The organism is Variovorax sp. 01N425 (assembly GCF_056399465.1).
This window is the reverse complement of sequence record NZ_JBFTRJ010000008.1, coordinates 255,635-278,961: the sequence shown is the minus strand read 5'-3', so window position 1 is coordinate 278,961 and position 23,327 is coordinate 255,635. Positions and strand designations below refer to the sequence as shown.

29 protein-coding genes are annotated in these 23,327 nt (G+C 68.4%); 13 read left to right on the top strand and 16 right to left on the bottom strand.

Annotation, left to right across the window (positions count from 1 at the left end):
- Positions 1-22 precede the first annotated feature (22 nt).
- Both AC1DSC_RS16835 and AC1DSC_RS16830 read right to left on the bottom strand, forming a co-directional pair.
- A complete protein-coding gene (locus AC1DSC_RS16835; RefSeq protein WP_015865772.1) occupies positions 23-472 on the bottom strand; it encodes a type II 3-dehydroquinate dehydratase in 450 nt (149 codons plus the stop codon).
- Between the two features lie 15 nt (positions 473-487).
- Positions 488-1,495, bottom strand: coding sequence for a TRAP transporter substrate-binding protein (locus AC1DSC_RS16830; RefSeq protein WP_015865773.1), 1,008 nt, complete (start codon positions 1,493-1,495; stop codon positions 488-490).
- 121 nt (positions 1,496-1,616) lie between these two features.
- On the opposite strand from AC1DSC_RS16830, the gene AC1DSC_RS16825 reads away from it, so the two are divergent.
- Entirely contained in the window at positions 1,617-2,399 is a 783-nt protein-coding gene (locus AC1DSC_RS16825; RefSeq protein WP_015865774.1) for an IclR family transcriptional regulator, read from the top strand.
- A 27-nt stretch (positions 2,400-2,426) separates the two neighbouring features.
- Here the strand turns inward: AC1DSC_RS16825 and AC1DSC_RS16820 are convergent, their stop codons facing one another.
- Both AC1DSC_RS16820 and AC1DSC_RS16815 read right to left on the bottom strand, forming a co-directional pair.
- Complete coding sequence (locus tag AC1DSC_RS16820) at positions 2,427-3,131, bottom strand: B3/B4 domain-containing protein (RefSeq protein WP_478131831.1); 705 nt, start codon at positions 3,129-3,131, stop codon at positions 2,427-2,429.
- 39 nt (positions 3,132-3,170) lie between these two features.
- Complete coding sequence (locus AC1DSC_RS16815; RefSeq protein WP_478131830.1) at positions 3,171-4,031, bottom strand: helix-turn-helix domain-containing protein; 861 nt, start codon at positions 4,029-4,031, stop codon at positions 3,171-3,173.
- Between the two features lie 236 nt (positions 4,032-4,267).
- Here AC1DSC_RS16815 and AC1DSC_RS16810 point away from each other — a divergent pair, with 236 nt between their 5' ends.
- Positions 4,268-4,717 carry an SRPBCC family protein gene (locus AC1DSC_RS16810; protein WP_015865778.1) on the top strand — a complete coding sequence of 150 codons (450 nt, stop codon included), beginning with the start codon at positions 4,268-4,270 and terminating at the stop codon, positions 4,715-4,717.
- Positions 4,718-4,730: 13 nt separating this feature from the next.
- Here the strand turns inward: AC1DSC_RS16810 and AC1DSC_RS16805 are convergent, their stop codons facing one another.
- Positions 4,731-5,480 (bottom strand): TerC family protein, encoded by a 750-nt coding sequence (locus AC1DSC_RS16805; RefSeq protein ID WP_015865779.1) that lies wholly within the window; start codon positions 5,478-5,480, stop codon positions 4,731-4,733.
- A gap of 189 nt (positions 5,481-5,669) precedes the next feature.
- Here AC1DSC_RS16805 and AC1DSC_RS16800 point away from each other — a divergent pair, with 189 nt between their 5' ends.
- From AC1DSC_RS16800 to AC1DSC_RS16780, 5 genes are all read left to right on the top strand, one after another.
- Positions 5,670-6,038, top strand: a complete 369-nt coding sequence (locus tag AC1DSC_RS16800; protein WP_015865780.1) for a hypothetical protein — start codon at positions 5,670-5,672, stop codon at positions 6,036-6,038.
- A 60-nt stretch (positions 6,039-6,098) separates the two neighbouring features.
- The gene (locus tag AC1DSC_RS16795) at positions 6,099-6,512 is read left to right on the top strand and encodes a GNAT family N-acetyltransferase (protein WP_015865781.1); all 414 of its coding nucleotides are present in this window, start codon (positions 6,099-6,101) and stop codon (positions 6,510-6,512) included.
- Positions 6,509-7,054, top strand: a complete 546-nt coding sequence (locus AC1DSC_RS16790) for a P-loop nucleotide/nucleoside kinase family protein (RefSeq protein WP_478131829.1) — start codon at positions 6,509-6,511, stop codon at positions 7,052-7,054. The genes AC1DSC_RS16795 and AC1DSC_RS16790 overlap by 4 nt, the downstream gene beginning before the upstream one ends.
- An 82-nt stretch (positions 7,055-7,136) precedes the next feature.
- On the top strand, positions 7,137-8,003 hold the full coding sequence (locus AC1DSC_RS16785; protein ID WP_015865783.1) for an alpha/beta fold hydrolase: 867 nt from the start codon (positions 7,137-7,139) through the stop codon (positions 8,001-8,003).
- A 29-nt stretch (positions 8,004-8,032) separates the two neighbouring features.
- Positions 8,033-8,464 (top strand): VOC family protein, encoded by a 432-nt coding sequence (locus AC1DSC_RS16780; protein WP_015865784.1) that lies wholly within the window; start codon positions 8,033-8,035, stop codon positions 8,462-8,464.
- 23 nt (positions 8,465-8,487) lie between these two features.
- On the opposite strand, the gene AC1DSC_RS16775 is transcribed toward AC1DSC_RS16780, so the two are convergent.
- The gene (locus tag AC1DSC_RS16775) at positions 8,488-9,165 is read right to left on the bottom strand and encodes a glutathione S-transferase family protein (protein WP_015865785.1); all 678 of its coding nucleotides are present in this window, start codon (positions 9,163-9,165) and stop codon (positions 8,488-8,490) included.
- Positions 9,166-9,205: 40 nt separating this feature from the next.
- A complete protein-coding gene (locus tag AC1DSC_RS16770) occupies positions 9,206-9,685 on the bottom strand; it encodes a VOC family protein (RefSeq protein WP_015865786.1) in 480 nt (159 codons plus the stop codon).
- Positions 9,686-9,782: 97 nt separating this feature from the next.
- Between AC1DSC_RS16770 and AC1DSC_RS16765 the strand changes: the two genes are divergently transcribed.
- Complete coding sequence (locus tag AC1DSC_RS16765) at positions 9,783-10,277, top strand: helix-turn-helix domain-containing protein (protein ID WP_015865787.1); 495 nt, start codon at positions 9,783-9,785, stop codon at positions 10,275-10,277.
- Positions 10,274-10,681 carry a VOC family protein gene (locus AC1DSC_RS16760; RefSeq protein WP_015865788.1) on the top strand — a complete coding sequence of 136 codons (408 nt, stop codon included), beginning with the start codon at positions 10,274-10,276 and terminating at the stop codon, positions 10,679-10,681. Before AC1DSC_RS16765 ends, AC1DSC_RS16760 begins: the two co-directional genes overlap by 4 nt.
- Positions 10,682-10,699: 18 nt before the next feature.
- On the opposite strand, the gene AC1DSC_RS16755 is transcribed toward AC1DSC_RS16760, so the two are convergent.
- From AC1DSC_RS16755 to AC1DSC_RS16735, 5 genes are read right to left on the bottom strand one after another with little or no spacing between them, the layout of a single operon-like run.
- Positions 10,700-11,392 carry a substrate-binding domain-containing protein gene (locus AC1DSC_RS16755; protein WP_015865789.1) on the bottom strand — a complete coding sequence of 231 codons (693 nt, stop codon included), beginning with the start codon at positions 11,390-11,392 and terminating at the stop codon, positions 10,700-10,702.
- A complete protein-coding gene (locus AC1DSC_RS16750; RefSeq protein ID WP_015865790.1) occupies positions 11,389-12,294 on the bottom strand; it encodes an NAD(P)-dependent oxidoreductase in 906 nt (301 codons plus the stop codon). The genes AC1DSC_RS16755 and AC1DSC_RS16750 overlap by 4 nt, the downstream gene beginning before the upstream one ends.
- A 17-nt stretch (positions 12,295-12,311) precedes the next feature.
- On the bottom strand, positions 12,312-13,331 hold the full coding sequence (locus tag AC1DSC_RS16745; protein ID WP_478131828.1) for a Bug family tripartite tricarboxylate transporter substrate binding protein: 1,020 nt from the start codon (positions 13,329-13,331) through the stop codon (positions 12,312-12,314).
- 15 nt (positions 13,332-13,346) lie between these two features.
- On the bottom strand, positions 13,347-14,054 hold the full coding sequence (gene ligK, locus AC1DSC_RS16740) for a 4-carboxy-4-hydroxy-2-oxoadipate aldolase/oxaloacetate decarboxylase (RefSeq protein ID WP_478131827.1): 708 nt from the start codon (positions 14,052-14,054) through the stop codon (positions 13,347-13,349).
- A 4-nt stretch (positions 14,055-14,058) separates the two neighbouring features.
- The gene (locus tag AC1DSC_RS16735) at positions 14,059-15,087 is read right to left on the bottom strand and encodes an amidohydrolase family protein (protein WP_478131834.1); all 1,029 of its coding nucleotides are present in this window, start codon (positions 15,085-15,087) and stop codon (positions 14,059-14,061) included.
- A gap of 163 nt (positions 15,088-15,250) precedes the next feature.
- Here AC1DSC_RS16735 and AC1DSC_RS16730 point away from each other — a divergent pair, with 163 nt between their 5' ends.
- Positions 15,251-16,555 carry a LysR family transcriptional regulator gene (locus tag AC1DSC_RS16730; RefSeq protein ID WP_015865794.1) on the top strand — a complete coding sequence of 435 codons (1,305 nt, stop codon included), beginning with the start codon at positions 15,251-15,253 and terminating at the stop codon, positions 16,553-16,555.
- A gap of 21 nt (positions 16,556-16,576) precedes the next feature.
- Here the strand turns inward: AC1DSC_RS16730 and AC1DSC_RS16725 are convergent, their stop codons facing one another.
- Positions 16,577-17,431, bottom strand: coding sequence for an NAD(P)-dependent oxidoreductase (locus AC1DSC_RS16725; RefSeq protein WP_208856359.1), 855 nt, complete (start codon positions 17,429-17,431; stop codon positions 16,577-16,579).
- A 388-nt stretch (positions 17,432-17,819) separates the two neighbouring features.
- Here AC1DSC_RS16725 and AC1DSC_RS16720 point away from each other — a divergent pair, with 388 nt between their 5' ends.
- A complete protein-coding gene (locus tag AC1DSC_RS16720; protein ID WP_015865796.1) occupies positions 17,820-18,806 on the top strand; it encodes a serine hydrolase domain-containing protein in 987 nt (328 codons plus the stop codon).
- A gap of 27 nt (positions 18,807-18,833) precedes the next feature.
- Here the strand turns inward: AC1DSC_RS16720 and AC1DSC_RS16715 are convergent, their stop codons facing one another.
- Positions 18,834-19,748: a LysR family transcriptional regulator gene (locus AC1DSC_RS16715; RefSeq protein ID WP_015865797.1), complete on the bottom strand. Its 915-nt coding sequence runs from the start codon at positions 19,746-19,748 to the stop codon at positions 18,834-18,836.
- Between the two features lie 135 nt (positions 19,749-19,883).
- On the opposite strand from AC1DSC_RS16715, the gene AC1DSC_RS16710 reads away from it, so the two are divergent.
- Positions 19,884-20,375, top strand: a complete 492-nt coding sequence (locus tag AC1DSC_RS16710) for a (R)-mandelonitrile lyase (protein WP_015865798.1) — start codon at positions 19,884-19,886, stop codon at positions 20,373-20,375.
- Between the two features lie 89 nt (positions 20,376-20,464).
- A complete protein-coding gene (locus AC1DSC_RS16705) occupies positions 20,465-21,130 on the top strand; it encodes a carboxymuconolactone decarboxylase family protein (protein WP_015865799.1) in 666 nt (221 codons plus the stop codon).
- A gap of 126 nt (positions 21,131-21,256) precedes the next feature.
- Here the strand turns inward: AC1DSC_RS16705 and AC1DSC_RS16700 are convergent, their stop codons facing one another.
- Together AC1DSC_RS16700 and AC1DSC_RS16695 are read right to left on the bottom strand one after the other, a co-directional pair.
- A complete protein-coding gene (locus AC1DSC_RS16700; protein ID WP_015865800.1) occupies positions 21,257-22,234 on the bottom strand; it encodes a tripartite tricarboxylate transporter substrate binding protein in 978 nt (325 codons plus the stop codon).
- Positions 22,235-22,296: 62 nt separating this feature from the next.
- Entirely contained in the window at positions 22,297-23,280 is a 984-nt protein-coding gene (locus AC1DSC_RS16695) for a Bug family tripartite tricarboxylate transporter substrate binding protein (RefSeq protein WP_478081373.1), read from the bottom strand.
- Positions 23,281-23,327 lie beyond the last annotated feature (47 nt).

Here is a 23,327-nt window from a genome sequence, read left to right as displayed (position 1 = left end):
GTGTGTTCCGCCGGGGCTCCCTTCAAGCGCCGGCCGGTTGCCTTTGCTGCATCTCGACCAGCGCGCGCAGCGCGGCCAGGTACGACTGCGGCCCCAGGCCCTGGACCGTGCCCTTGACGGCCGGCGAGATGATCGAGTGCGCGCGCCAGGCCTCGCGCGCCGCAATGTTCGACATGTGCACCTCGATGGTCGGAAACGGCATGGCCTTGATCGCGTCGTGCAGCGGAACGCCGTGCTGCGTGAGGCCTGCCGGATTGACCAGCGCGCCCTGCGCATCATCGATGTGCGTGTGCAGGAAGTCCACCAGCACGCCTTCGTGGTTCGACTGGATGGTCTCCAGCGTGGCGCCGAGTTCGCCCGCGAGCTTGTGCAGCATGGCGTCGATCTCGGCCAGCGTGGTGGTGCCGTAGATGTGGGGTTCGCGGCGGCCGAACAGGTTGAGGTTGGGGCCGTGCAGGACGAGGATCTTCATTCCGTGGCTTCTTTCCTATTTGCGGATGCGCGCAAGTTCGTCGTTGTAGAGCTTGACGACGGCGGGGTCGTAGCTCGCGGCGAAGCGCTCGATGACGGGCCTCGCAATCTGCCGCATGCGGGCCTGCTCGGCCGGCGCCACCTCGTTGAACTTCGCGCCCTTGGCCTGGAGCTCGCCCACGGCGCGCTGCGCGGCGGCGCGGCTCACCTGGCGCTGGTAGCCCCGGGCCTCGTCTGCGGCCTCGCGCATCATCTTCTGCTCGGCGGGATTGAGCGTGTCCCAGAACTTCTTGCTGACCAGGACGATGTTGGCCGCGTACACGTGGTTGGTGGCGCTCACGAACTTCTGCACCTCGAAGAACTTGTTCGAAAGAATCACCGAGTACGGGTTCTCCTGGCCGTCGACCGCCTTCGACTCGAGCGCGCCGTAGAGCTCCGCGAAGGGCATCGGCACCGGGTTGGCCTTGAAGGACTTGAAGGTCTCCAGGAACACCGGGTTGGGAATGACGCGGATCTTCAGGCCCTCCAGGTCTTCGGGCCGGGTGATCGGGCGTTTGCTGTTGGTGACGTTGCGAAAGCCCAGGTCCCAGTAGCCCAGCGCGACCAGGCCCTTCTCCGGCAGCTTCGCAACCAGCGCCTGCCCGAGCGGGCCGTCGAGCAGCGCATCGGCCTGCGCGAAGTTGCCGACCGCGAACGGAAAGTCGACGAGGCCGAACTCCTTCACGATGCCCGCGAGCGAAGTGGTGGCCGGCGCCGACATCTGCTGCACGCCGCCCTGCAGCGCCGACTGCTGCTGCATCTCGTTGCCCAGCTGCGAGGCCGGGTATTCCTGCACCTTCATCTTGCCGCCGCTCTTGGCCGCCAGCAGCTCGGCAAAACGCTTCACGCCAAAGCTCACCGGGTGGTCGGCGTTGTTGAGGTGGCCGAAGCGGATGACGCGTTCCTGCGCCTCCTGCGCAAGCGCCGGAACGGCCAATGCGAGGGCCAGGCCGGCGGCTGCCAGCGAGCGATGAAGCTTTCTCAAGATGGTTCTCCAGCAAGGTGATGCGGCGCGATCTTAGGACTGAAGTGGAAATCTTTTCCACTAGTGAAAACACTTGGCAAAAGAGCTAGAGTGGCGCCTGCTTCCCCTTCTTTCCAACGACATGAGCGCCATCCTCGAACGCAGCTTCAAGGTCCTTGAACACCTGGCCGGCCACCCCGAAGGCCGCGCGCTTTCCGCGCTCTCCGCCGAGCTGGAGATGCCGCTGAGCGCCACCCACCGCCTGCTGGGCGAGCTGATCCGCTGCGGCTATGTGCGGCAGGACCAGAGCCATGGCGACTACATGCTCACGATCAAGCTGGTGTCGCTCGGCCTGAGCTTCCTGAGCAACAGCGGCATCGTCGACGTGGCACAGCCGCTGCTCGACCGGCTCGCGGCCGAATCGGGCGAGCTGGTGCGGCTGGCGGTGGTCGACGGCGACGAGCTGACCTTCGTCGCCAAGGCGCAAGGCGCCGTGCGCGGCCTGCGCTACGACCCCGACATGGGCCTCTCGGTCAACCTCTCGTGCAGTTCCGCGGGCCACGCGTGGCTGTCGACCATGACGGACGAACAGGCGCTCCAGCTGGTCGCCAGGCAAGGCTTCGGCAAGCCCGAGGACTACGGCCCGAAGGCGCCGACCACCGTCAAGGCACTGCTGGTGTACCTGCGCGCGGCCCGCAAGCGCGGCTTCGCGATGATCAACGAGGTGTTCGCGCCCGCCATGACGGCCATGGCCGCCCCGGTGCGCAGCGGCAACGGCGCGGTGATCGGCGTCATCACCATCGCCGGTCCGCTGGTGCGGCTGACGGAAGAACGCATGCTCGCGCTGGGCCCGGCCCTGCTGGCCACGGCCGAGGATGTGGCGCACGCGAGCGGCGCGTCCGCGCTCTTCAAGCGGCGCGCCTGACCGGGCGCCTCGGGGGACGGCCGCTTTTCAGAACACCAGGCGGGGCGCGTCTTGCCGCAACAGCGCGCTCGCGGCCGGCGGCGCCCAGGTCTCGGCCAATGCCCGGGACAGTGCATCCAGCAGCTGCCGGACATCGTTGGCGGCATCCGCATGCAGGGCCTCGGCCACGATGAGGACGCGGGAGGTTTCATCGCGCACGGCCGAAAGCGCGCTCTGGCGATGGGTCCAGCGCCGCGCATGCGCGCAGCCTGCGGCATCCGCAAAGACGACTTCGCCGCGTTCGGGCGTTTCCGTTTCGCCCGAGAACGCGAGGTAGCTTTCGCTGCCGTCGGCGCACCGCACTTGCAGCCCCTCGGCCACCTTCGACAGGTCGAACACCGCGATCGGAATCGCGAAGGCCAGCGACAGCGCGTTGCACAAATCGACCAGCGGATGGATCGGCGGCAGCGCGCCTTCCTTCCTGAACCGGCGCAGCAGCGACTCGGAGGCGCACCGGTACTGCGTGGGCTTGAGGCCCATGCGCGCGAAGCTGCTGCGCCAGGCCTGGATCTCCGGAAGATCGGCTTCCGAGCCGACGGCTTCGAGCCGTGCGCGCGCCACGCCGTGGTAGTGCGCCACCTGCGCCTGCACGCAGGTGTTTCGGTGGATGCCCTGGGCCAGCAGGACGCCAGGCACCAGTTCGGGATGGCGCTGCCAGATTTCCGGCGAATGAGAGAAGAAGAAAGAGTGCATGGCCCAGTGTGTCGCGGGCGCGGCGGCGTGTCTTGAACGCTATTGCAGCCGTGCGGGCGCCGCCCAGGCGCGCTGCCATGCACCAGGCGTGAAGCCGAAGTGCAGTGCGAACGCGCGCGTCATGTGGCTCTGGTCGGCAAAGCCCGTCGCCACGGCCGCATCCGCCAGTGCGGCGCCGCGCCGGATGAGGCCGCGCGCCACTTCCGCGCGCTGCTGCAGCAGCCACGCGAACGGCGTAACGCCATGGACCGCCTTGAAGCGCCGCAGCAGCTGGTATTTGCTCAGCCCCGAAGACGCAGCGAGCTGCGCCAGGCTGGGCGGCTGCGCAAGGCAGTCCGCGAGCATGTCGCGCGCTTGCGAGACGTCGGCCGATGCGGCGCACGTGGGCAGCCTTTGCGCACCGTGGCGCGAGGCGAGCATGGTGCAGGTCTGCACGAGCAGCTCCTCGCAGCGCAGTGCATCCACTTCTGCCCGCTGCGGCGCGGCAGTGCGCGCCTCCAGCAGCCGCAGGAGCTCGCCGAGCATGCGCCGCAACCCCTCGTCCTTGATGACGGGGCGGACCAGGGCCATGTCCTCGTTCGCCGCGCCCGTTGCAGCCGCATCCACGGCCCATCGGATCGCAGCGGGTTCGAGATACAGCATGCGCCAGCGCCGGAACGGCGCGCCGAACGGCCGCCCGTCATGCACTTCGCCCGGATTCGTCGCAATGAGATGGCCGGCATGGGCCTCGACCTCGCCGCACCCGCTGGCCGAGCGCTGGGCGCCTTCGTCGATGACGCCGATGCCGAAGGTGGCATGCCAATGCCTGCCGTAGCGCCGTTGGCTCGAGATGCGGGTGCCATGCACGCCCTCCCAGGGCGAGCCGAAGACGCAGCAGTCGTGGTGCGGGTTCTTCATCATCGCGCGGAGTATGCATGCGGCATGCGAATCTGCAGGATTCGCCTGGAAGACGACGAGCACTGCGACGAGGGCCTGTGGGTGCCCGCAACCCCGGCGGCGCGCAGGCCAAAAAAACTGCAAACTTTCGGCTACAAATAATTTTTATCGTACGGCGCTACAGTTCGCTGTCGATTTTCCGCAGCCTCGTTCGTCGTGCCAGTGGAGGGTCATCCTCTGCACTTCAGGAGAACACAGCCATGGCTACTACCAACACCGTCCGCCTGCACCGCGTACTGCGCGCTCCGCCCGAGCGGCTCTACCGCGCCTTCATCGAGCCCAGCGCCTTCGAGCGCTGGCTGCCGCCCTTCGGATTCACCGGCAAGGTCCACAGCATGGACCCCGTGGTCGGCGGCGCCTGGCGCATGTCCTTCACCGCCTTTGGCAGTGGCCACAGCCACTCGTTCGGCGGGAAGTACCTGGAGCTCGTTCCCGGCCAGCGCATTGCCTACGACGCGAGCTTCGACGATCCCAACCTGCCGGGCACCATGAAGACCACCGTGACGCTCACGGCCGTGTCCTGCGGCACCGACATGTCCGTCGTGCAGGAAGGCATCCCCGACCTGATTCCCGTGGAGATGTGCTACCTGGGCTGGCAGGAGTCGCTTGTCGCGCTCGCCCAGCTGGTCGAGCCGAACATTCCGGGCTGAGCGCCGAGGGGCTTCAGTCGCCCGGAATATGGGGCGGATGCAGCTCCACGGCCTTGGCCGCCTTCTTGCGCAGCCGGATGTTGAGCATCTCCACGGCCAGCGAGAAGGCCATCGCAAAGTACACGTAGCCCTTGGGCACGTGGTGCCCGAAGCCCTCCGCGACAAGAACCACGCCCACCACCACCAGGAAGGCCAGCGCCAGCATCTTGATGGTGGGATGGTTCGAGACGAAGCGGCCGATCGGGCCGGCAAACAGCATCATCAGGAACACCGACACGATCACCGCGGCGATCATCACCCGCACGTCGTCCACCATGCCGACTGCGGTGATGATCGAATCGAGCGAGAACACCAGGTCGATGACCATGATCTGGAGGATGACGCCCGCGAAGGTGGCCTTGACCGCGCTGGACTTCTGCTCATGGCCGCCCTCCAGCGACTGGTGGACCTCGCTCGTGCTCTTCCAGATCAGGAACAGCCCGCCCAGGATCAGGATCAGGTCGCGCCCCGAAATGTCCTTGCCGAGCACCGAGAAAAGCGGCGCGACCAGCCCCACGATCCACGCGAGCACCAGCAGCAGGCCGATGCGCATGAACATGGCCATGAAGAGGCCGACGCGCCGTGCGAACTCGCGCTTGGCTGGCGGGAGCTTGTCGACCAGGATCGAGATGAAGATGATGTTGTCGATGCCCAGCACGAGCTCGAGCGCGGTCAGGGTCGCAAAGGCGATCCAGACCTGGGGATCCGTCAGCAGTTCAAGCATGGAAGGTCTTTCGGCACGGCAATGCCGGCAAAAAAGAAGGATGGGAAGCAGGAACGGAGTCTGCCATGCGGCTTTCCGGGGTTTTCGCGTGACATCTTGAAATGTTCTTCACCGAAGCGATGTGTGCGATCTTGCTCGGCCGAACGTTGGTAGAGGCATCGGGAGCAATCCCATATCTCTGGAGATGAGATGACCTTTACTCGAACCGTTCTCAAGCTGGCTCTCTCGGGCACGATTGCCGCAGGCGCTCTTTTCGGCGTGGCCGCCGCAACCGCGGGCACCAGCTGGTCCATCGGCGTGTCGGTGCCCGGCGTGGTGGTGAGCGAGCCGGCACCGGTCTACTACGAGCCCGCGCCTGTGTATTCGCGGCCGGCCCCTGTCTACTACGAGCCGGCGCCGCCGGTGCGCTATCAGGCGCCCGCCTACGTTGCACCGGCACCCGTCTACTACGAGCCGGGACCGAGCTGGGAAGAACGCCGCGCAGCGCGCCATGAATGGCGCCGCCGCGAATGGGAGCGGCGCGAGCACTACCGCCACTATCGCGAAGACCGCGACTGATCGCAGCCGCGCGAGCGGCTACAGTCGCCCTCGATGCCATTGAATTCTCGAGGAGCGGATATGCAGATTCGCAGCGCCGCGGCTTCCGATGCCGACACGATCCATCGCCTTCTTTGCGCCAACGGATGGGCGCACCGGATCGCCGATGCCGCACATCTCGGCCGGCTGATCTCGGCGTCGCAGCAGGCGGTGGTTGCGCTGTCGGCGGACGGCGAGATCGTCGGCTTTGCGCGCGCCATCGGCGATGGCATCTCCAACGGATACCTGTCCATGGTCGTGGTCGCCGAGCCGCTGCGCCGTCAGGGCATCGGGCAAGCGCTGGTCCGGCACATCCTGGGTTCGGAGACGGGCATGACATGGGTGCTGCGGGCCGGCCGGCCGGGTGCCGCCGAGTTCTTTGCCAGGCTGGGCTTCAGCCCCTCGTCGGCCGCGATGGAGCGGCCGAGGGAGCAACGCCTGCGGGTGGCGCCTTGATCGGGGGAATCACGCGCACGGCGAAGCCGATGCTGATGGTTCTCGGTGGATTGCCGGGCACCGGCAAGACCACCATCGCGCGCGAACTCGCTGCCCGCTTCCCCTGCGCCTATCTGCGCATCGACACCATCGAGCAAGCGCTCATCCGATCGGCGGCTCTCGAGGAAGTGGGCCCCGCCGGCTACGCCGTGGCCTGCGAGCTTGCCCGGTCCAATCTCGCGCTCGGCATGTCGGTGATCGCCGATTGCGTCAATCCGCTCCCGGTCACCCGCGAGGCATGGCGTGCAGTGGCAGCCAGCACATCCTCGGGCCTGCTCGAGCTCGAGATCGTGTGCTCCGACCCCGTCGAGCACCGCAGGCGCGTGGAGAGCCGGAAGGCTGACATTTCGGGCCACGTTCCGCCGACCTGGGAGGCAGTCGCGCGCCATGAATACGAGGCCTGGACCACCAGCCGCCTCGTCATCGATTCGGCGGTCGTCAGCGCAAGCGAGGCGGCCACGCTGATCCTGGACCGGCCGCGCAGCCAAGCCGCAGGCGAGTAAACGGCCTACATCCGGCTGCGGGCGAGGCTGATCAGCACGGGCTTCGCGAGGGATACGGTGCTTCTCGAAGGAGCAAGCACCCATGGCCCGCGAATCCACGCTTTCGATCGACGGCGTGACCCTTTCCTACCGCTGCGCCGGCGACGCGGGATCGCCGTGGCTCATCCTGCTGCACGGCTGGCCGCAATCGAAGTCGATCTACGACCCGGTGCTCGATGAACTGGGAAGGGACGCCCATGCCATCGCCTTCGACCTGCCCGGCATCGGCGGATCGCTCGGCCTGCCGCCGGGCCCATCGCCCTGCGAGCTGCATGCACTCGCCGGCCTCCTGCTGCGCGCGGCCGAATCGCTGGGCGCGCATTCGATCGTGTTCGCGGGCGTGGACATCGGCGGCATGCTCGCATTTGCAGCGGCGCGGGAGCACGGCGCACGCATCGCCGGTGCGGTGGTCATGAACACCGTCATCCCCGGCATTGCACCGTGGTCGAGGCTCGTCGCCGAGCCCCGCATCTGGCACTTCGCGTTCCATGCGATACCGCAGCTGCCCGAACGGCTGGTGAGCGGACGCGAACGCGCCTATTTCGATTACTTCTACGACCTGCTCGCGGGCGACAAGCATGCGCTGACGAACGAGATCCGGAACGACTGGACGCGCGCCTACCAGCGGCCCGAAGCCTTGAAGGCCGGCTTCGACTGGTACCGGGCGCTCGAGAGCGCCGCGCAACGCAACGCGGGCCCTGTTCGCATCGACACGCCCATCCTGTATTTGCGCGGCGACGCCGGCGGCCGCGACATCGATGACTATGTAGCAGGCCTGCGCAAGGCCGGCGCCGCGAATCTTCGATCGCGGCTCATCAGCGGCAGCGGCGAATTCCTTCCCATCGAGGCGCCCGCTGCAAGCTGCGAGGCGCTGCGCGCATTTCGCGCTGAACTCGGGCATGCGGCCTGACGCGCGCCACATCGTTTTTGGAGATCTGCATGCAACCAAGAATCACCGTCATCACCCTCGGCGTCGAGGACCTGGAGAGAGCTGTCGCCTTCTATCGAGACGGGCTCGGCCTGCCCACCAACGGCATCGTGGGCAGGGAGTTCGAGAACGGCGCCGTCGCCTTCTTCGACCTGCAGGACGGTCTCAAGCTGGCCGTGTGGCCGCGCTCGAGCATCGCGGCCGATGCCGGCCTTCCGCTGCGCGCGGGCGGGTCCCTCGAATTCACCCTCGGGCACAACGTCATGTCGAAGGCCGAAGTGGACGCCGTGATGCAGCAAGCCGCGAAGGCCGGTGCCACGGTGGTGAAAACCGCGGCGGACACTTTCTACGGCGGCTATGCCGGCTACTTCATGGACCCGGACGGGCACCTGTGGGAGGCGATCTACAACCCGCAACTGCTGCCAGGGGCTGAAGCTGCGTAGGCGCTTGGGGCCGCGGCCGCCCGTCAGGGCCTGTCGGGCCTGATGTCGGGTGCAGGGGTCAAGGAGACCCCCTGCACCTCGGCCGCTCTCGATTGCGCGGCCATGGCGGCCTTGAAGCCCGGTCGCGCCTGCAAGCGCTCCCAGTAGCCCGCCACCGCCGGTGTGAAGCGCTCGGCCAGACCCAGGTGCTCGGCCAGCAGCAGTGCATAGCCGACCGACACGTCCGCCGCGGTGAAGCGGCCCGCGCAGAGATGCTCGCGCTCGGCGAGCAGCGGCTCCAGCGTTCGCAGGCGCGCGAGGAACCACTTGGCATAGTCGTCGGCCACCTGCGGCTGCTTTCGCTCCGCCGGCTCGAAGTGCGCGTACCGCAACACGAGCGTCTGCGGAAAGGTCAAGGTTGCCTCGCCGAAGTGAAGGTAGTTGAGGTACGGCCCGAAGTCCGGCTCGTCGCGGCCCACATCGAGCTGGCCCGCCGAGAAGCGTGCGGCCAGGTACTGGCAGATCGCGGCCGATTCGGTCATTCGCATGGCGCCGTCGGCCAGCATCGGCACCGTGCCGAGCGGGTTGACCTCGAGGTACGGCCGCGACAGCACGCGCGGCGGAAAGGGCAGCATCCTGAGTTCGTAGGAAAGCCCGATCTCTTCGAGCATCCAGAGAGGGCGGAACGAGCGTGCGCTGACGCAGTGGTGCAGGGTGATCATGGTTCGGCGGCTTGTGGCCGCCACTGTGTTGAATTGCGCGTCAGCCGCGCCGAGCCGCTTCGATCGCGGCGATGTCGATCTTTGTCATCTCCATCATGGCTTCGAACGCTCGCTTGGCTGCCGCCGGGTCGGGATCGGTGATGGCGGCCGTCAGGGCGCGCGGCGTGATCTGCCACGACAATCCCCACTTGTCCTTGCACCAGCCGCATGCGCTGGCCTGGCCGCCGTTGCCGATGATCGCATTCCACAAGCGGTCCGTTTCGGCCTGGTCGTCGGTCGCGACCTGGAACGAAAAGGCCTCGCTGTGCTTGAACGCCGGGCCTCCGTTCAGGCCCAGGCAGGGGATGCCCATCACCGTGAACTCGACCGTCAGCACGTCGCCCTCCTTGCCCGAGGGATAGTCGCCGGGCGCGCGATGGACGGCGCCCACGGCGCTGTCGGGGAAAGTCTCTGCGTAGAACTTGGCGGCATCCAGGGCGGTGCCGTCGTACCAGAGACAAATCGTGTTCTTGCTGATCATCTTGGGTCTCCTGAATGGGGCAGATACGAACGCCAGTTGCGATCCACGGCAGGATAGCGCCTCCAGCCGCCGCACGCGCGTCCGCGATAATTTTGCGATGGCCATCGACCCGATCATCCAGGACCCCGCACTGCTGCGGCGGCTGCTGCGCGCCAAGGACCGGATGGACGCCGCGTCGCACGAGGAGTGGCCGGTCGAACGGCTGGCGCAGGTGAGCGGCGTGTCGGAGGCCCACTTCGCGCGATCGTTCAAGCAGGCCTTCGGCACGCCGCCGCACCGGTACCTGCTCACGCGCCGCATCGAGCGCGCGATGGCGCTGCTGCGCGAGAGCGACCGGCCGATCACCGACATCGCCTTCGAGACGGGCTGGGCCAGCCTGGGCACCTTCGGGCGCACCTTCCGCGACATCACCGGCAGCAGCCCGAGCGCGATCCGCGCGCGCGCCAAGGCCACGCCGCAAGAGCTCGGCCGGGTGCCCGTGTGCATCGTCAATGCCGCGCACCGGCCCCATCTCACGACCGCAGTTTCGGAGAAGCGGCGCCTCGCGGCGGACGGTACAAACGAGCCTGAACAACCACAGGAGATTCCATGAATCAGGGCATTGAAGTCGCCGGTCTGTATGTGCACGATCAGGACGAGGCGCTGGCGTTCTATGTCGAGAAGCTCGGCTTCCGCGTCCACACGGACGTGGGAAACGGCGACTACCGCTGGCTCACGGTGCAGCACCCCGAGCAGCCGTCGTTCCAGCTTGGCCTGTTCAGGCCCGGGCCGCCGGTGCTCGATGCAGCCACGGCGCAGGCGGTGCGCGCCATCGTCGCCAAGGGCGCGATGCCGCCGCTGGTGCTGCGGGTGGACGACTGCCGCGCCGCCTATGAGCGGATGCGCGGCCTGGGCGTGGAATTCACGCAGGAGCCGGTGGAGCGCTACGGCACCGTGGACGCGGGCTTTCGCGATCCGTCGGGCAATGGCTGGAAGCTGATCCAGGCGCGCGGCTGAACCAGCGCCGAACCTGCCTCAGGCCGGCGCCATGCCATGGCGGCGCTTGGCCTCGGCGCTGTCTGCCGAACGCATGGATTCGAGCAGTGCGCGCACCGCGGCCGGCTGCGCGCAGCCGCCCACCGGCGCCGCGGAAAAGACCGTGGTGATCTGGACCTCCGGCGGCAAGGGGCCGACCAGGTCGACGCCTTCGACGCCGATCAGCTCGCTCCATTGCTGGAACCCGAGCGCGGCATCGCCGCGTGCAAGCAGTGCGCCGACCGGCACGCCGGGCGGCGCCTGCACCAGGCGGGCGCGGATCTCGCCGGCGATGCCCCAGCGCTCGAACAACGCCATCAAGGCAACGCCGCTCGGCCCGGTCGAATACGCGATGCCGGAGGCGGTGCGCACTGCGCTGCGCAGCGCGTCCTCGGTGGAAATATCGGGATGCGCCGCGCCTGCAGGCACCGCCACGGCCACGCCCGAACGAACCAGGTCGACCTTGCCGCCGCCATCGAGCTTGCCCTGCGCGACAAGCGCATCGATCGCATCCGAGGCCAGCACCACCACGTCGAAGGGCTCGCCCGCGGACACGCGCCGCGCCGCCTCGACCCCGCCGATCGCCAGGAAGGAGACGGGCACGCCGCTGCGCTGCGAATGGGCGGCCGCAAGCTCCTGCAGCAAGCCCCGGGTCGCCATCGAGCAGAGGCCACGGATCGCGGGCGCCGTCATTTCTCGCCGCCCTGCCCTCTGCCGATCAGGCGGTCGGCGTAGTCCTGCCACGGGCTCTTGGCGTCCAGTCCGTCGAAGAGGCCGGTGCGCGCCTGCTGTGCCACCCAGTCCTGCTTGCCTGCAATGGCCGCCGCCATGAAAGGCTCGAAGCCGGTCTCGCGAACAGTCTGCGCCGCTTCGCGCATTTCCTCGGCGCGCCGCTTGCCATGCTGCACGACGCGGCTGAAGAAGTAGGCGCCCTGGCGCTCCCAGTCGATCTGCGGAAAGGTCTCGGCGAGCGTGGGCAGCACATGCGCCTCCACGCCGTAGCGCCGCGCCGTGGTGTAGCTTTCGATCACCAGCGCCTCCAGCCCCTTGATCATGATGCTGCGGCTCATCTTGATGGCCGAGGCCACGCCGAGCCGCTCGCTCACGGCGCGCGCGTCCATGCCCCATGCGCACAGCGTGGCCGCGAGTGTCTCGGCCTGGGCGCCGCCCAGCAGCATGGGCACGCGGATGCCGTAGGGCGGCACCGAGGTCATCACGCCGGCTTCCACATAGCCGGCGCCGGCGGCTTCGAGCACGGCGCCGGCCCGCTGCTTGGTGCCGGGCGAGGCCGAGTTGAGATCGAGAAAGCGCATGCCCGCCCGCGCATGCCGCGCCGCTTCCTCGGCCACCGCGAAGGTGCTGGATGCGGTCACGGCCGAGATCAGCAGATCGGACGCGGCGCACAGCGCCTGCATGCCCGAGGCGACGCGCAGGCCGCCGGCTTCGGCGGCGGCGCGTGCTGCCGCGCCGCCGTCGGAGTCGGCGAATTTCAGGTCCCAGACCCAGACCGCCTCGACGCCTTCCTTGTGCAGCAGGCCGCGGCCGAAGATGCCGCCCACTTCGCCGCAACCGATGATGCCCAGTGTGATACCCATGTGTGTCTCCTAGCTGTTCAATCGACGGTGATGCGGACCGCCTTGATCACGCGCTCCCAGCGCACCATCTCGCTCGCGATCAGCTGGCCGAAGGCCTGCGGCGTGGCGGGCGTGGCCCCGGCGCCCTCGGCCGCGAGTCGCGCCCTGACCTCCGCCGAGGCGAGCGAGCGGTTGATCTGCTGGTTGATCATCGCGACGATCGGCGCGGGCGTGCCGGCCGGCGCGACCACGCCGTACCACTGGTCGGCCTCGAAATCCTGGGTGCCGGGCACGCCGCTCTCGGCCACCGTGGGCACGTCGGGCAGCGACGCGATGCGGCGCGGGCTCGACACCGCGAGCGCACGCAGCTTGCCGGCCTTGATGTGCGGCAGCAGCGCGGGCGTGCCGGTGAAGAGTGCCTGCAGCTGGCCCGCCAGCAGGTCGTTCACGGCCGGCGCGGTGCCGCGGTAGGGAATGTGCAGCAGCGAGGCGCCGGTCTGCAGCTTGAGGTATTCCATCGCGATGTGCGCCGCGCTGCCGTTGCCGCCCGAGCCGTAGGCCAGCTGGCCGGGCCTGGCCTTGGCCAGCGCAATCAGCTCGGCCAGCGTGCGCGCCGGCACCGAGGCATGGACCACGAGCACGTTCGGCACGCGCGCGACCCATGCCACGGGCGCGAAGCTGCGCAGCGGGTGGTAGCCGAGCTTGGGGTAGAGAGACGGGTTGATGGCCAGCGTGCCGATGTGCCCCATCAGCAGCGTGTAGCCGTCGGCGGGCGCCTTCGCGGCCTTCTCCGCGCCGACGGAGCCGCCCGCGCCGGGCACGTTGTCGATCACCACGGCCTGGTTCCATGCGCGGCCGAGCTCCTGCCCAATGCTGCGCGCCAGCACGTCGGTGGAGCCGCCGGGCGTGAACGGCACGACCAGGTGCGGCGGATGGTCCGGATAGCCCTCGGCAGCCGCGGCGCCGCGGCTCGCCAGCCAGAACGCGCCGCCTGCGGAAAAGATGCAGGCCTGGCGGCGGGTGATGCCGGTGGTCGCGGTGCCGATGATGCGAGCCATGTCGTCCTGCCGCCGTCAGTCGATGTAGCGCAGGCCAGCCTTGGCCAGCGGCTCGCGCATGGCGTACATGTCCAGGCCGAGTTCGCCGGCCGCGAAGCGCGCGCGTTTGGCCGTCTCGTTGGCCTCGCGCGCTTCGGCCGCATCGGCCACCTGCTGCGCACGCGCGGCCGGCACCACCACCACGCCGTCGATGTCGGCCACCACCACGTCGCCCGGATGCACCAGCGCGCCGGCGCACACCACCGGCACGTTGACCGAGCCGAGCGTGGCCTTGATCGTGCCCTTCGAATGGATGGCGCGGCTGAACACGGGAAAGCCCATCGCGTTGAGGTCGCGCACGTCGCGCACGCCACCGTCGATCACCAGGCCCTTGCAGCCGCGCGCCTTGAACGAAGTGGCAAGCAGGTCGCCGAAGAAGCCGTCGGTGCTGTCGCTGGTGCAGGCCGCGACCACCACGTCGCCGGGCTGGATCTGCTCGGCCGCCACATGCAGCATCCAGTTGTCACCGGGCTGCAGCAGCACCGTGACGGCCGGGCCGCAGAAGCGCGCATCGGGATGGATCGGGCGGATGCGCGGCTGCATCAGCCCGAGCCGGCCGAGCGCCTCGTGCACGGTCGAGACGCCGAAGCGCGACAGCTTGTCGACCGCGGCGGCATCCGCGCGCGCCACCTTGCGATGGACCACGCCGATCTGCTGGAGGGTGTTGGAAGAAAAAGAAGACATGAGATCAGAGCCCCTTGGCGATGAGTGCGCGGTCCAGGCGCGGGTACGCGCGGCGTGCGTTGGCTTCGAACACCTTGTGGCGCGCCCCAGCGTCGAGCAGGGGCGTGGCGTCGATGTAGCGGCGCGTGTCGTCGTAGAAGAAGCCGGTCTCGGGGTCGATGCCGCGCACCGCGCCGATCATCTCGCTCGCGAACAGGATGTTGTCGACCGGGATCACGCGCGTCAGCAGGTCGATGCCCGGCTGGTGGTACACGCAGGTGTCGAAGAAGATGTTGTTGAGCAGGTGGTCCTTGAGCAGCGGCTTCTTCATCTCCTGCGCCAGCCCGCGAAAGCGCCCCCAGTGGTAGGGCACCGCGCCGCCGCCGTGCGGGATCACGAAGCGCAAGGTCGGAAAATCGCTGAACAGGTCCGAGGTGAGGCACTGCATGAAGGCCGTGGTGTCGGCATTCAGGTAATGCGCGCCGGTGGTGTGGAAGCAGGCGTTGCAGCTCGTGCTCACATGCACCATCGCCGGGATGTCGTGCTCGACCATCTTCTCGTAGAGCGGGTACCAGTGGCGGTCCGGCAGCGGCGGCGAAGTCCAGTGCCCGCCCGAGGGATCGGGATTGAGGTTGATGGCGACGAAGCCGTACTCGCGCACGCAGCGCTCGAGTTCCGGAATGCAGCTGCGCGGGTCCACGCCCGGCGACTGCGGCAGCATGGCCGCGCCGACGAAGTGGTCGGGGAACAGCTCGCTCACGCGAAAGCACAGCTCGTTGCAGATGGCGGCCCAGGTCGACGAGGTCTCGAAGTCGCCGATGTGGTGGGCCATGAAGCTCGCGCGCGGGCTGAAGATCGTCAGGTCGCTGCCGCGCTCCTTCATGAGGCGCAGCTGGTTGCCCTCGATCGATTCGCGCAGCTCGTCGTCGCTGATCTTCAGGTCGGCGGCGCGGGGCTTCAGCGCGGGGTCTTTGAGGCCCGCGATCTGCTGGCTGCGCCAGTTCTCCAGCGCCTTGGGCGCCGTGGTGTAGTGGCCGTGGCAGTCGATGATCATTGCGGTTCCGTGGATGGCTGGGTGGTGCTTTGCCGGCTCGCGCAGGTAGTGCGCCGGCCCTTGCGTCAAGTGTGGTTCCACCGGCCGCCGCGTGGCGTGAGTTCGGCTTGCCCTACCATCAGACTTTCTTATCGGCCAGGGCTCCTGCCCAGGCACCCCTGGAATGACGGGCCGACGCCAGCTGCAAGACAAAGTGATCGACCGCACGCACACCCATGCGCTGGGCCTCAACCTGCGGCACCTGCGCGCGTTCACGGCCGTGGCGGCGGCCGGCAGCATCGCCAGGGCCGCGGACGAGCAGCTGTTCCGCGTCGCCTCGGGCGTGACGCGCTCCATTTCCGAGCTCGAAGGCGCGCTCGGCCGGCCGCTGTTCGACCGCGGCCCGCGCGGCATGGCGCTGAACTCCTACGGCGACCTGGTGCTGCTGCGCGCGCGCCGCATCGAGCGCGAGTTCGAGGAGGCGCGCGCCCAGCTCGTCGCGCGCGGCGGCATCGGCGCATCGGCCGACGTGCACTCGCTCTTTGCATCGATCCTCAACGGCCGGCGCCTCGCGGTGATCGCGAGCCTGGTGGAGAAGCGCAACATGCCGGCGGTCGCGCGCGAGTTCGGCATCACGCAGCCGGCGATCAGCAGCGCGCTGAAGGACCTCGAAGGCGGGCTCGGCGTGGCGCTGCTCGAGCGCCGGACGCGAGGCCTGGTGCCCACGCCGGCCGGCGAGATGGTGGCCTTCCATTTCAAGCGCGTGCTCGCGGAGCTGCGCCACATCGGCCCCGACATCGCGGCCAGCGAAGGCATGCTGCAGGGCAGCGTGAACGTGGGGGCGCTGCCGCTCGGCCGCACGCAGATACTGCCGCAAGCGATCGCCTCGCTGCTGGCGCGCCATCCGGGGCTGCACGTCGCCACGGTCGAAAGCCCTTACGACGCGCTGGCGGCGTCGCTGCGCAGCGGCGACATCGACTTCATCCTCGGCGCACTGCGCAGCAGCGCCGACGCGCGCGACCTGCAACAGGAGGCGCTGTTCGAAGACCGCATCTCGGTGATCGCGCGCGCCGGCCATCCGCTGGCGCGCGGCGTGCGTGTCGACTTCGATGCGCTGCGTCAGGCGAGCTGGGCACTCTCGCGGCAGGGCACGCCTTCGCGCGAGCTGCTCGAGCGCTTTTTCTCGGCCGCGCGCGAAGCGCCGCCGGTTCCCGCGGTGGAGACCGGCGACCTTGCCGTGCTGCGCGGCCTGCTGCTCGCAAGCGATATGCTGACCGCGATCTCCGCCCACCAGCTGCGCCACGAGATCCGCAATGCCAGCCTGGTGGTGCTGGACTTTCCGCTCGACGAGACGCGGCGCGAGATCGGCCTCACCCAGCGCCTCGGCGCGTTCCCCTCGCCCGGTGCGCGCGCGCTGATGCAGGAGATCCGCGCGGTGGTCGCCCGCTCGCCCGACTTCCGGGCCAAGCCCGCGAACCGCCGCCGGTGAAGTGCGGGCGGCCGCCGGCGCTCAGCGCCGGGCCAGCAGGTCCGCCAGCTCGGGCACCAGGGCTTCGGGCGCCAGGCCCTGCGCATGCTGCAGCGTCTGCAGCACCGCCGCCGCAATGTCGCGGTGCGCACCGGCATCGCCCGCCATGGTGTTGTAGTAGCCGAGGTCCTTGCTCGCATTGGCGATCGAGAAGCGCAGGCTCGACGTGTCCTTGGCCGTGAGGTAGGGCCGCAGCCGCTCCAGCGCCACGCCGCCGCCGCCGCCCTTCGCCAGGATCTCCACGAACATCTCGGGCGCCACGCCGTGCTGGCCGGCGCAGGCCGCCGCCTCGGCGATCAGCGCCACCGTGCCCAGCGAGACGAAGTTGTGCAGCAGCTTCATGCCATGGCCTGCGCCCACCGGGCCCGCGTGCAGGATGTTCTCGGCAAAGCACGACAGCAGCGGGCGGCATTCCTCGAGCAGGGCCGCATCGCCGCCCACCAGCAGGTTGAGCCGGCCTTCGGCCGCTTCCTTCGGCGTGCGCGTCATCGGCGTGTCCAGGAAGCGGCTGCCCGCGGCCTGCACGGCCTGGGCCATGCGCAGCGTGGAAGCGGGAATCGCGGTGGAGCAGTCGATCACGATGCTGCCCGGGCGCAGGCCCTGCAGCACGCCGCCCTCACCCGTGAGCACGGCCTCGACCTGGGGCGAGCCCGTGAGCACGAGGATGACGATGTCGGACTGCGCGGCCAGCTCGGCCGCGCGCGTGAAGCTGCGCGCGCCGGCGGCCTTGAGCGCGTCCAGCGGCTGGTTGCCGGGGTGCTCGAGCACCGCCAGCGGGTAGCCATGCCTGGCGATGTTGCTGGCAATGCCGTGGCCCATCATGCCGATGCCGATCATGCCGATATTCTTTTTCAAGGGAGTCTCCTGGGTTTGCGATATGTAGGGGATGCAGGGGCAGCCGTCCGGATCGAGGACTGCGTTCCGCCTTGGGTTAGGCTTGCGTCGGCAAGCACCGGTCGTGCGACGAAATGGCTCGGATTGGGATTGGCCTGCAGGCAGGCGCAGCGTACCAAACTCGGCCGAGTACTTCGCCGCGGTGAGCGATGCCCATGAATTACCGACAAAGACCATGGAGCCCCGCATGACAAGCCACCAGCAGTCCCATGCCCCGCGGCGTCGCAGCGTGCTCGTGACGGCCGGCGCCGCAGCTGCACTCGCCTGCACGGGACGGGGATTCGCGGCAACCCCATTCCAATGGACACGAGGCAGTCCGGAGTCCAGCGCAATGGCGCCGGATCTTGCGGCGCGCCTGGACCAGGGCGTGCAAAGCGGCGAGTTCTCGAATCTGCATGCCGTCTTCATTGCGCGCAAGGGCCGGGTCGAGATGGAGCGCTACTTCGAAGGCCCGGACGAACGCTGGGGTACGCCGCTGGGCACGGTTGCATTCAACGCCGATACCTTGCATGACCTTCGTTCCGTCAGCAAGAGCATCGTGGGCTTGCTCTACGGCATCGCACTCGCCGAAGGCAAGGTTCCCGCGCTCGATGCGCCGCTGCTGGACGCCTTTCCCGCCTACGCTGACCTGGCCCGCGACGAGCGCAGGCGTGCGATCCGCATCTCCCATGCCCTCGCGATGACAATGGGCCTGGAGTGGAACGAGGACCTGCCCTACAGCGATCCGCGCAACAGCGAAATTTCGATGGAGCGCAGCAAGGATCGCTACCGCTATGTGCTGGAACGCCCCATCGTCGCCAACCCGGGTGAACGGTGGCGCTACTCGGGCGGCGCAACGGCCGTGCTGGGCCATCTCATCGCCAAGGGCGCGGGCGTGCCGCTGCTGGACTACGCACGCGACAAGCTGTTCTCGCCCATGGGCATCGAGAAGGTCGAGTGGACCCATGGTTTCAATGGAGAGGCCGCCGCGGCATCGGGCCTGCGCATGCGCGCGCCGGATCTGGCTCGCGTTGGCCAGCTGCTGCTCCAGCGCGGCGAGTGGAACGGCCGGGCGCTGGTTCCGAAGGATTGGATCTCCGAGTCGCTGACGCCGCGCGCCGACGCTTTCGACGGCCTCCGGTATGGCTACCACTGGTATGTGATCCAGCGCCAGGATGGCTCGCCCGCCTACATGGCGATCGGACTCGGAGGCCAGCGGCTGGTCGTCATTCCTGCGCTCGAGCTGGTGTATGTCATTTTCATGGGCAACTATTACCGCGAAGACCAGCTCAAGCCGCTCTTCGCGGTGCAGAAGCTGATCCACGCGTCGCTGCGCTGAAGAACACAGCAAGCCCCGGCGGGGCGGTCACCCCGTTCGCCTGGGCGGCGGCGCCCGGTACCTCAAGGCTTCGATGACCAGGGCGAGCGCCGGGGAAAGCTGGCGGCGATGGGCGTAGTAGAGGTGGTAGCCCGGGAAGGCCGGCCACCAGTCCTGCAGGACCGGAACGAGCCGCCCCTCTTCGATGTGCTGTTCCATGATGTCGAAGGGCACATAGGCAAAGCCCATGTCGTCCAGTGCCGCGCGCAGCATCAGGAAGGTGTTGTTGAACACCGTCTGGCCTTGCACCCGCACGCTGACCTGCTTCCTTCCCTTCTCGAAATCCCAGGCGTACAGGCCGCCGTGCGTCGGCAGCCGCAGGTTCACGCAGCGGTGCGCCGTGAGGTCCGCGGGTTTCACCGGCACAGGCTTGCCCGCGAGGTAGTCCGGAGAAGCCGCCACCGCCATCCTCAGCGCCGGTGCGATCGGGACCGCCACCATGTCCTTGTCGACGCGGTTTCCCACCCGCACGCCGGCATCGAACCTTTCGGCGGCGATATCGGTGAAGCCGTAGTCGACGCTGAACTCCACCTGGATGTCCGGATGCTGCTTGAGCAGCGGCAGGAGCCTGGGCCACAGCACCGTGGCAACCGCATGGTCATGCGTGGTGATGCGGACCGTGCCGGCCGGCTTGTCGCGCATTGCGCAAAGGGATTCGAGCTCCCGCTCGATGTCCTGCAACCGTGGGGCCAGCGTATGGAGGAGCCGGGCGCCTGCGTCGGTCACGGAGACGCTGCGCGTGGTGCGGGTCAGGAGGCGCACGCCCAGGCGCGCCTCCAGCGCCAGCATCGAATGGCTGAGCGCCGAGCGCGACACGCCCATCTGGGCGGCGGCACGGGTGAAGCTGCGTTCGCGGGCAACCACCACGAAGGCCTGGAGATCGTTCAGGTTTTCTTTTGCCATTGGTGAGCTGCATTCACATAAGCATCCCGATTTTGCTTCCTTCTCAACCGCGCGTGGTGTCCATAGAGTTAAGGCGTTCGCGTCGCGCTCATAGGCGGCGCACTCTTGCCATCGACGACCAGGAATTGACCCACCATGTGCACCCGACCCTTGAAGGCCGCGCTCTACCTTGCGGCCCTGAACTCCATCGGCGCAGGCGCCGAACCCGCCCCGGCACCGGGGGCGGCCCAGCAGATCGCGAGGGCCGGCAGCCAACCTTCGGCAGCCGGCCCTGCCGAATACTTCACCGGCCGCGTCCGCGTCGACCCGCTCTGGCCCGCCACCGAAACCCTCAACGCCTCGGGTGGCCTCGTGACCTTCGAGCCCGGCGCGCGCTCCGCCTGGCACACCCACCCGGCCGGGCAGCGCCTGGTGGTGCAGTCGGGCCTCGGCCTGACCCAGGAGTGGGGCCAACCCGTGCAGGAGATCCGCCCCGGCGACGTCGTCTGGTGCCCTCCGGGCGTCAAGCACTGGCACGGCGCCGCTCCGTTCACGGCACTGGTCCACCTGGCCGTCACCGGCACCGTGGACGGCAAGAACGTCGAATGGATGGAGAAGGTCAGCGATGAGCAATACAACCAGCGCTAGGCATGGCAGCAAGGCGGGCGCTGGCCTTGGCGCTGTGCCTTGCCGTCGCTCCGTGCCATGCCGGTAGCACGCCCCAGGAGTCCACGAACATGAACACCACACGCACCGCATCCGAAACGCTTTCGCTGCGCCAGCAATCCATCATCCCGATTGCGGCGTTCGCAGCGGCGGGCGACATCGCCCGCCTGAACACGGCGCTCGAACAGGGGCTCGATGCCGGCCTGGCCATCAACGAGGCAAAGGAGATCCTGGTGCAGGTGTATGCCTATGCCGGATTCCCGCGCAGCCTCAATGCGCTGGGCGAACTGATGAAGGTCGTGGAAGCCCGCAAGCAGCGCGGTGCCCAGGACAAGCAGGGCCAACTGCCCTCGCGCCCCATTCCGAAGGGCGACGCACTGCTGGCGGCCGGCACGGCCAACCAGACGAAGCTCGCCGGAGCGCCGGTCAAGGGCGCATTGTTCGATTTCGCGCCGGCCATCGACGAATACCTGAAGACGCACCTCTTCGGCGATGTGTTCGAGCGCGACAACCTCGACTGGCCGAGCCGCGAGCTGGCGACGGTCGGCATGCTGTCGGCGCTTGCGGGCGCCGAATCCCAGCTTCAGTCGCACATGCGCATCAGCATGAACGTGGGCATCAGTGCCGCCCAGCTCGACCAGCTGGCGCAGGTGCTTGCAGAGCGCGTGGATGCGGAGATGGGCCGCAGGGCTCGCGAGGCGCTGGCGCGCCAGCTGGCCACGCGCGCTGGCAGCTGAAGCGGGACTCGATGCGACCGCACCATTGCCTGCATCAGGCGTCACCGCGGCGGCGCCGCAGCCGGCGGGCGGCTTGGATGCCGAGATTGGTCCGATCGAATTCCGGCCATCGAGCTCCCGCGGCCCTTACTCCGCCTGGATCCCCGCCTCCTTCACCACCCTGCCCCACTTGGCAAGATCGGACTTGATCAGTGCCGCGTATTCCTGTGGCGTGCCGCCCTGTACCTCGATGCCGGCGGCCTCCAGCTTGGTCCGCACGTCGGTCAGCTTAAGCGCCGCGTTGATCTCGGCATTCAGCTTGGCGACGACAGCCTTGGGCGTGCCGGCCGGCGCCAGGAAGCCGCCGTTCGTGTTGGCGTCGTAGCCCTTCAATCCCTGCTCGTCCGCAGTCGGCACGTCGGGCAGCGAGCTTGTCCGCTTGCGCGTCGAGACTGCCACGGCGCGCACATTGCCGGCCTTCACCTGCGGCTGGATGGCACTGATGGTGTCGATGAAGAGCGCGGTGCGCCCGGCCAGCAGGTCCGGGTGCGCGGCGGAAGAACCCTTGTAGGGCACCAGCAGCATCGGTGCGCCGCTGGCCATGCGGAACATCTCGGCCGCCATTTCCTGCGCGCTGCCGCGGCCGGAGGTGGCAACCTTGGCCTCGTCCGGATGGGCCTTCATCCACGCCACCAGCTCCGGCAGCGTCCTGGCCGGAAGCTGCGGGTAGATGGCAAACACCAGTGGAACCTCATGGCTGTAGACGATGGGCTCGAAGCTTTTTTCCGGATCCCAGCCGAGGTTCCTGAACAGGAACTTGTTGATGTTGTGGCTGCCGCCGACGATGCCGATGGTGTAGCCGTCGGGCGCCGACTTGGCGAGCACGTCGGTGCCCAGGTTGTTGGAAGCGCCGGGCCGGTTGTCGACGATCACCGGCTGGCCCATCGACACCGCGAGCTTGTCGCCGACGACGCGGGCAATGGTGTCGATCGCACCGCCCGGCGGCGCGGGCACGACGATCTTGATGGCGCGCGCCGGGTAGGCCGCATCGGCCGATGCGGCGATCGGCATTGCCGCGAGCGACGCCGAGACGGCAAGGATCTTGACCAGGGATGTGAGCTGCATGGATGTCTCCTCTTGGGGGTGGGTCTGTGTCTCTTTCGAAAGGAAAGCCCGGCTCGCCGCGCTCACTCGATCGTGATCTTGCGGCTGCGGATGATCTGGGCGTAGCGGCGCTTGTCGCCGTCGATCAGCCGCGCGAACTCCTGCGGCGATGTGGCGCGCGGCACGCCGCCCAGCCCCACGAAGCGCGCCTTGACCGATTCGTCGGCCAGCACGGCGCGCAGGTCGGCGGCGATCTTCTCCACCACCTCGGGCGGCGTGCCCGCCGGTGCGAGCAGGCCGATCCAGGAGATCGCGTTGAAGCCGGGCGCCACGCTTTCGGCGAGCGTGGGCACTTCGGGAAACGCCGGCACGCGCTTGTCGCCGGTCACGGCCAGCGCACGCAGCTTGCCCGCCTTGATGTGGCCGGAGGCCTCGAGCACGGTCATGAACGACAGCTGCACATGGCCCGCGAGCAGGTCGGCGATGGCCGGCCCGCCGCCGCGGTAGGGCACATGCAGGATGAAGGCACCGGTCTGGTCCTTGAACATCTCGGCCGCCAGGTGCGGTGCGCCGCCGGCGCCCGAGCTGCTGTAGCTCATCTGGCCCGGCCTGGCCTTGGCCAGCGCCACGAATTCGGCCGCCGTCTTCGCCGGAACCGCTGGATTCACCATCATCGCCAGCGGCAGTTCGGCCACCAACGAGACGGGCGCAAAGGCCTTGTCGGCGTCGTAGGGCAGCTTGGGATACAGCAGCGGATTGATCGCCTGCGTCCCGATGTTGCCCAGCAGCAGCGTGTAGCCGTCCGGCCTGGACTTGGCGACGAAGTCGGCGCCGATCTGCCCGGCGGCACCACCCTTGTTCTCCACGATCACAGGCTGGCCCCAGCGCCGGCCCAGCTGCTCGGCGATGACGCGGCCGCCGGTGTCCGTCCCGCCGCCCGGCGGGAACGGCACCACCAGCGTGACGGGGCGCGAAGGAAAAGTCTGCGCGAAGCCCGGCGCCTGGATGGCGCAGAGGGCAAGGGCCAGGGGAATGGCAAGGCGTCGAATGAACAAGGATGTCTCCATTTATAGGTTTGATGCGCGGCCGCTGCGCCGCGAAGGCGGATGGATGC

Excerpts from the sequence above, each read along its gene's own strand:
- AC1DSC_RS16730 (WP_015865794.1), top strand. The coding sequence starts at position 15,251 with ATGACGGGCCGACGCCAGCTGCAAGACAAAGTGATCGACCGCACGCAC.
- AC1DSC_RS16815 (WP_478131830.1), bottom strand. The coding sequence starts at position 4,031 with ATGATGAAGAACCCGCACCACGACTGCTGCGTCTTCGGCTCGCCCTGG.
- AC1DSC_RS16820 (WP_478131831.1), bottom strand. The coding sequence starts at position 3,131 with ATGCACTCTTTCTTCTTCTCTCATTCGCCGGAAATCTGGCAGCGCCAT.
- AC1DSC_RS16700 (WP_015865800.1), bottom strand. The coding sequence starts at position 22,234 with ATGCAGCTCACATCCCTGGTCAAGATCCTTGCCGTCTCGGCGTCGCTC.
- AC1DSC_RS16805 (WP_015865779.1), bottom strand. The coding sequence starts at position 5,480 with ATGCTTGAACTGCTGACGGATCCCCAGGTCTGGATCGCCTTTGCGACC.
- AC1DSC_RS16775 (WP_015865785.1), bottom strand. The coding sequence starts at position 9,165 with ATGATCACCCTGCACCACTGCGTCAGCGCACGCTCGTTCCGCCCTCTC.
- AC1DSC_RS16835 (WP_015865772.1), bottom strand. The coding sequence starts at position 472 with ATGAAGATCCTCGTCCTGCACGGCCCCAACCTCAACCTGTTCGGCCGC.
- AC1DSC_RS16795 (WP_015865781.1), top strand. The coding sequence starts at position 6,099 with ATGCAGATTCGCAGCGCCGCGGCTTCCGATGCCGACACGATCCATCGC.
- ligK (WP_478131827.1), bottom strand. The coding sequence starts at position 14,054 with ATGTCTTCTTTTTCTTCCAACACCCTCCAGCAGATCGGCGTGGTCCAT.
- AC1DSC_RS16785 (WP_015865783.1), top strand. The coding sequence starts at position 7,137 with ATGGCCCGCGAATCCACGCTTTCGATCGACGGCGTGACCCTTTCCTAC.
- AC1DSC_RS16750 (WP_015865790.1), bottom strand. The coding sequence starts at position 12,294 with ATGGGTATCACACTGGGCATCATCGGTTGCGGCGAAGTGGGCGGCATC.
- AC1DSC_RS16725 (WP_208856359.1), bottom strand. The coding sequence starts at position 17,431 with ATGATCGGCATCGGCATGATGGGCCACGGCATTGCCAGCAACATCGCC.
- AC1DSC_RS16780 (WP_015865784.1), top strand. The coding sequence starts at position 8,033 with ATGCAACCAAGAATCACCGTCATCACCCTCGGCGTCGAGGACCTGGAG.
- AC1DSC_RS16760 (WP_015865788.1), top strand. The coding sequence starts at position 10,274 with ATGAATCAGGGCATTGAAGTCGCCGGTCTGTATGTGCACGATCAGGAC.
- AC1DSC_RS16800 (WP_015865780.1), top strand. The coding sequence starts at position 5,670 with ATGACCTTTACTCGAACCGTTCTCAAGCTGGCTCTCTCGGGCACGATT.
- AC1DSC_RS16810 (WP_015865778.1), top strand. The coding sequence starts at position 4,268 with ATGGCTACTACCAACACCGTCCGCCTGCACCGCGTACTGCGCGCTCCG.
- AC1DSC_RS16720 (WP_015865796.1), top strand. The coding sequence starts at position 17,820 with ATGGCGCCGGATCTTGCGGCGCGCCTGGACCAGGGCGTGCAAAGCGGC.
- AC1DSC_RS16755 (WP_015865789.1), bottom strand. The coding sequence starts at position 11,392 with ATGACGGCGCCCGCGATCCGTGGCCTCTGCTCGATGGCGACCCGGGGC.
- AC1DSC_RS16735 (WP_478131834.1), bottom strand. The coding sequence starts at position 15,087 with ATGATCATCGACTGCCACGGCCACTACACCACGGCGCCCAAGGCGCTG.
- AC1DSC_RS16825 (WP_015865774.1), top strand. The coding sequence starts at position 1,617 with ATGAGCGCCATCCTCGAACGCAGCTTCAAGGTCCTTGAACACCTGGCC.
- AC1DSC_RS16765 (WP_015865787.1), top strand. The coding sequence starts at position 9,783 with ATGGCCATCGACCCGATCATCCAGGACCCCGCACTGCTGCGGCGGCTG.
- AC1DSC_RS16745 (WP_478131828.1), bottom strand. The coding sequence starts at position 13,331 with ATGGCTCGCATCATCGGCACCGCGACCACCGGCATCACCCGCCGCCAG.
- AC1DSC_RS16695 (WP_478081373.1), bottom strand. The coding sequence starts at position 23,280 with ATGGAGACATCCTTGTTCATTCGACGCCTTGCCATTCCCCTGGCCCTT.
- AC1DSC_RS16705 (WP_015865799.1), top strand. The coding sequence starts at position 20,465 with ATGAACACCACACGCACCGCATCCGAAACGCTTTCGCTGCGCCAGCAA.
- AC1DSC_RS16710 (WP_015865798.1), top strand. The coding sequence starts at position 19,884 with ATGTGCACCCGACCCTTGAAGGCCGCGCTCTACCTTGCGGCCCTGAAC.
- AC1DSC_RS16770 (WP_015865786.1), bottom strand. The coding sequence starts at position 9,685 with ATGATCAGCAAGAACACGATTTGTCTCTGGTACGACGGCACCGCCCTG.
- AC1DSC_RS16715 (WP_015865797.1), bottom strand. The coding sequence starts at position 19,748 with ATGGCAAAAGAAAACCTGAACGATCTCCAGGCCTTCGTGGTGGTTGCC.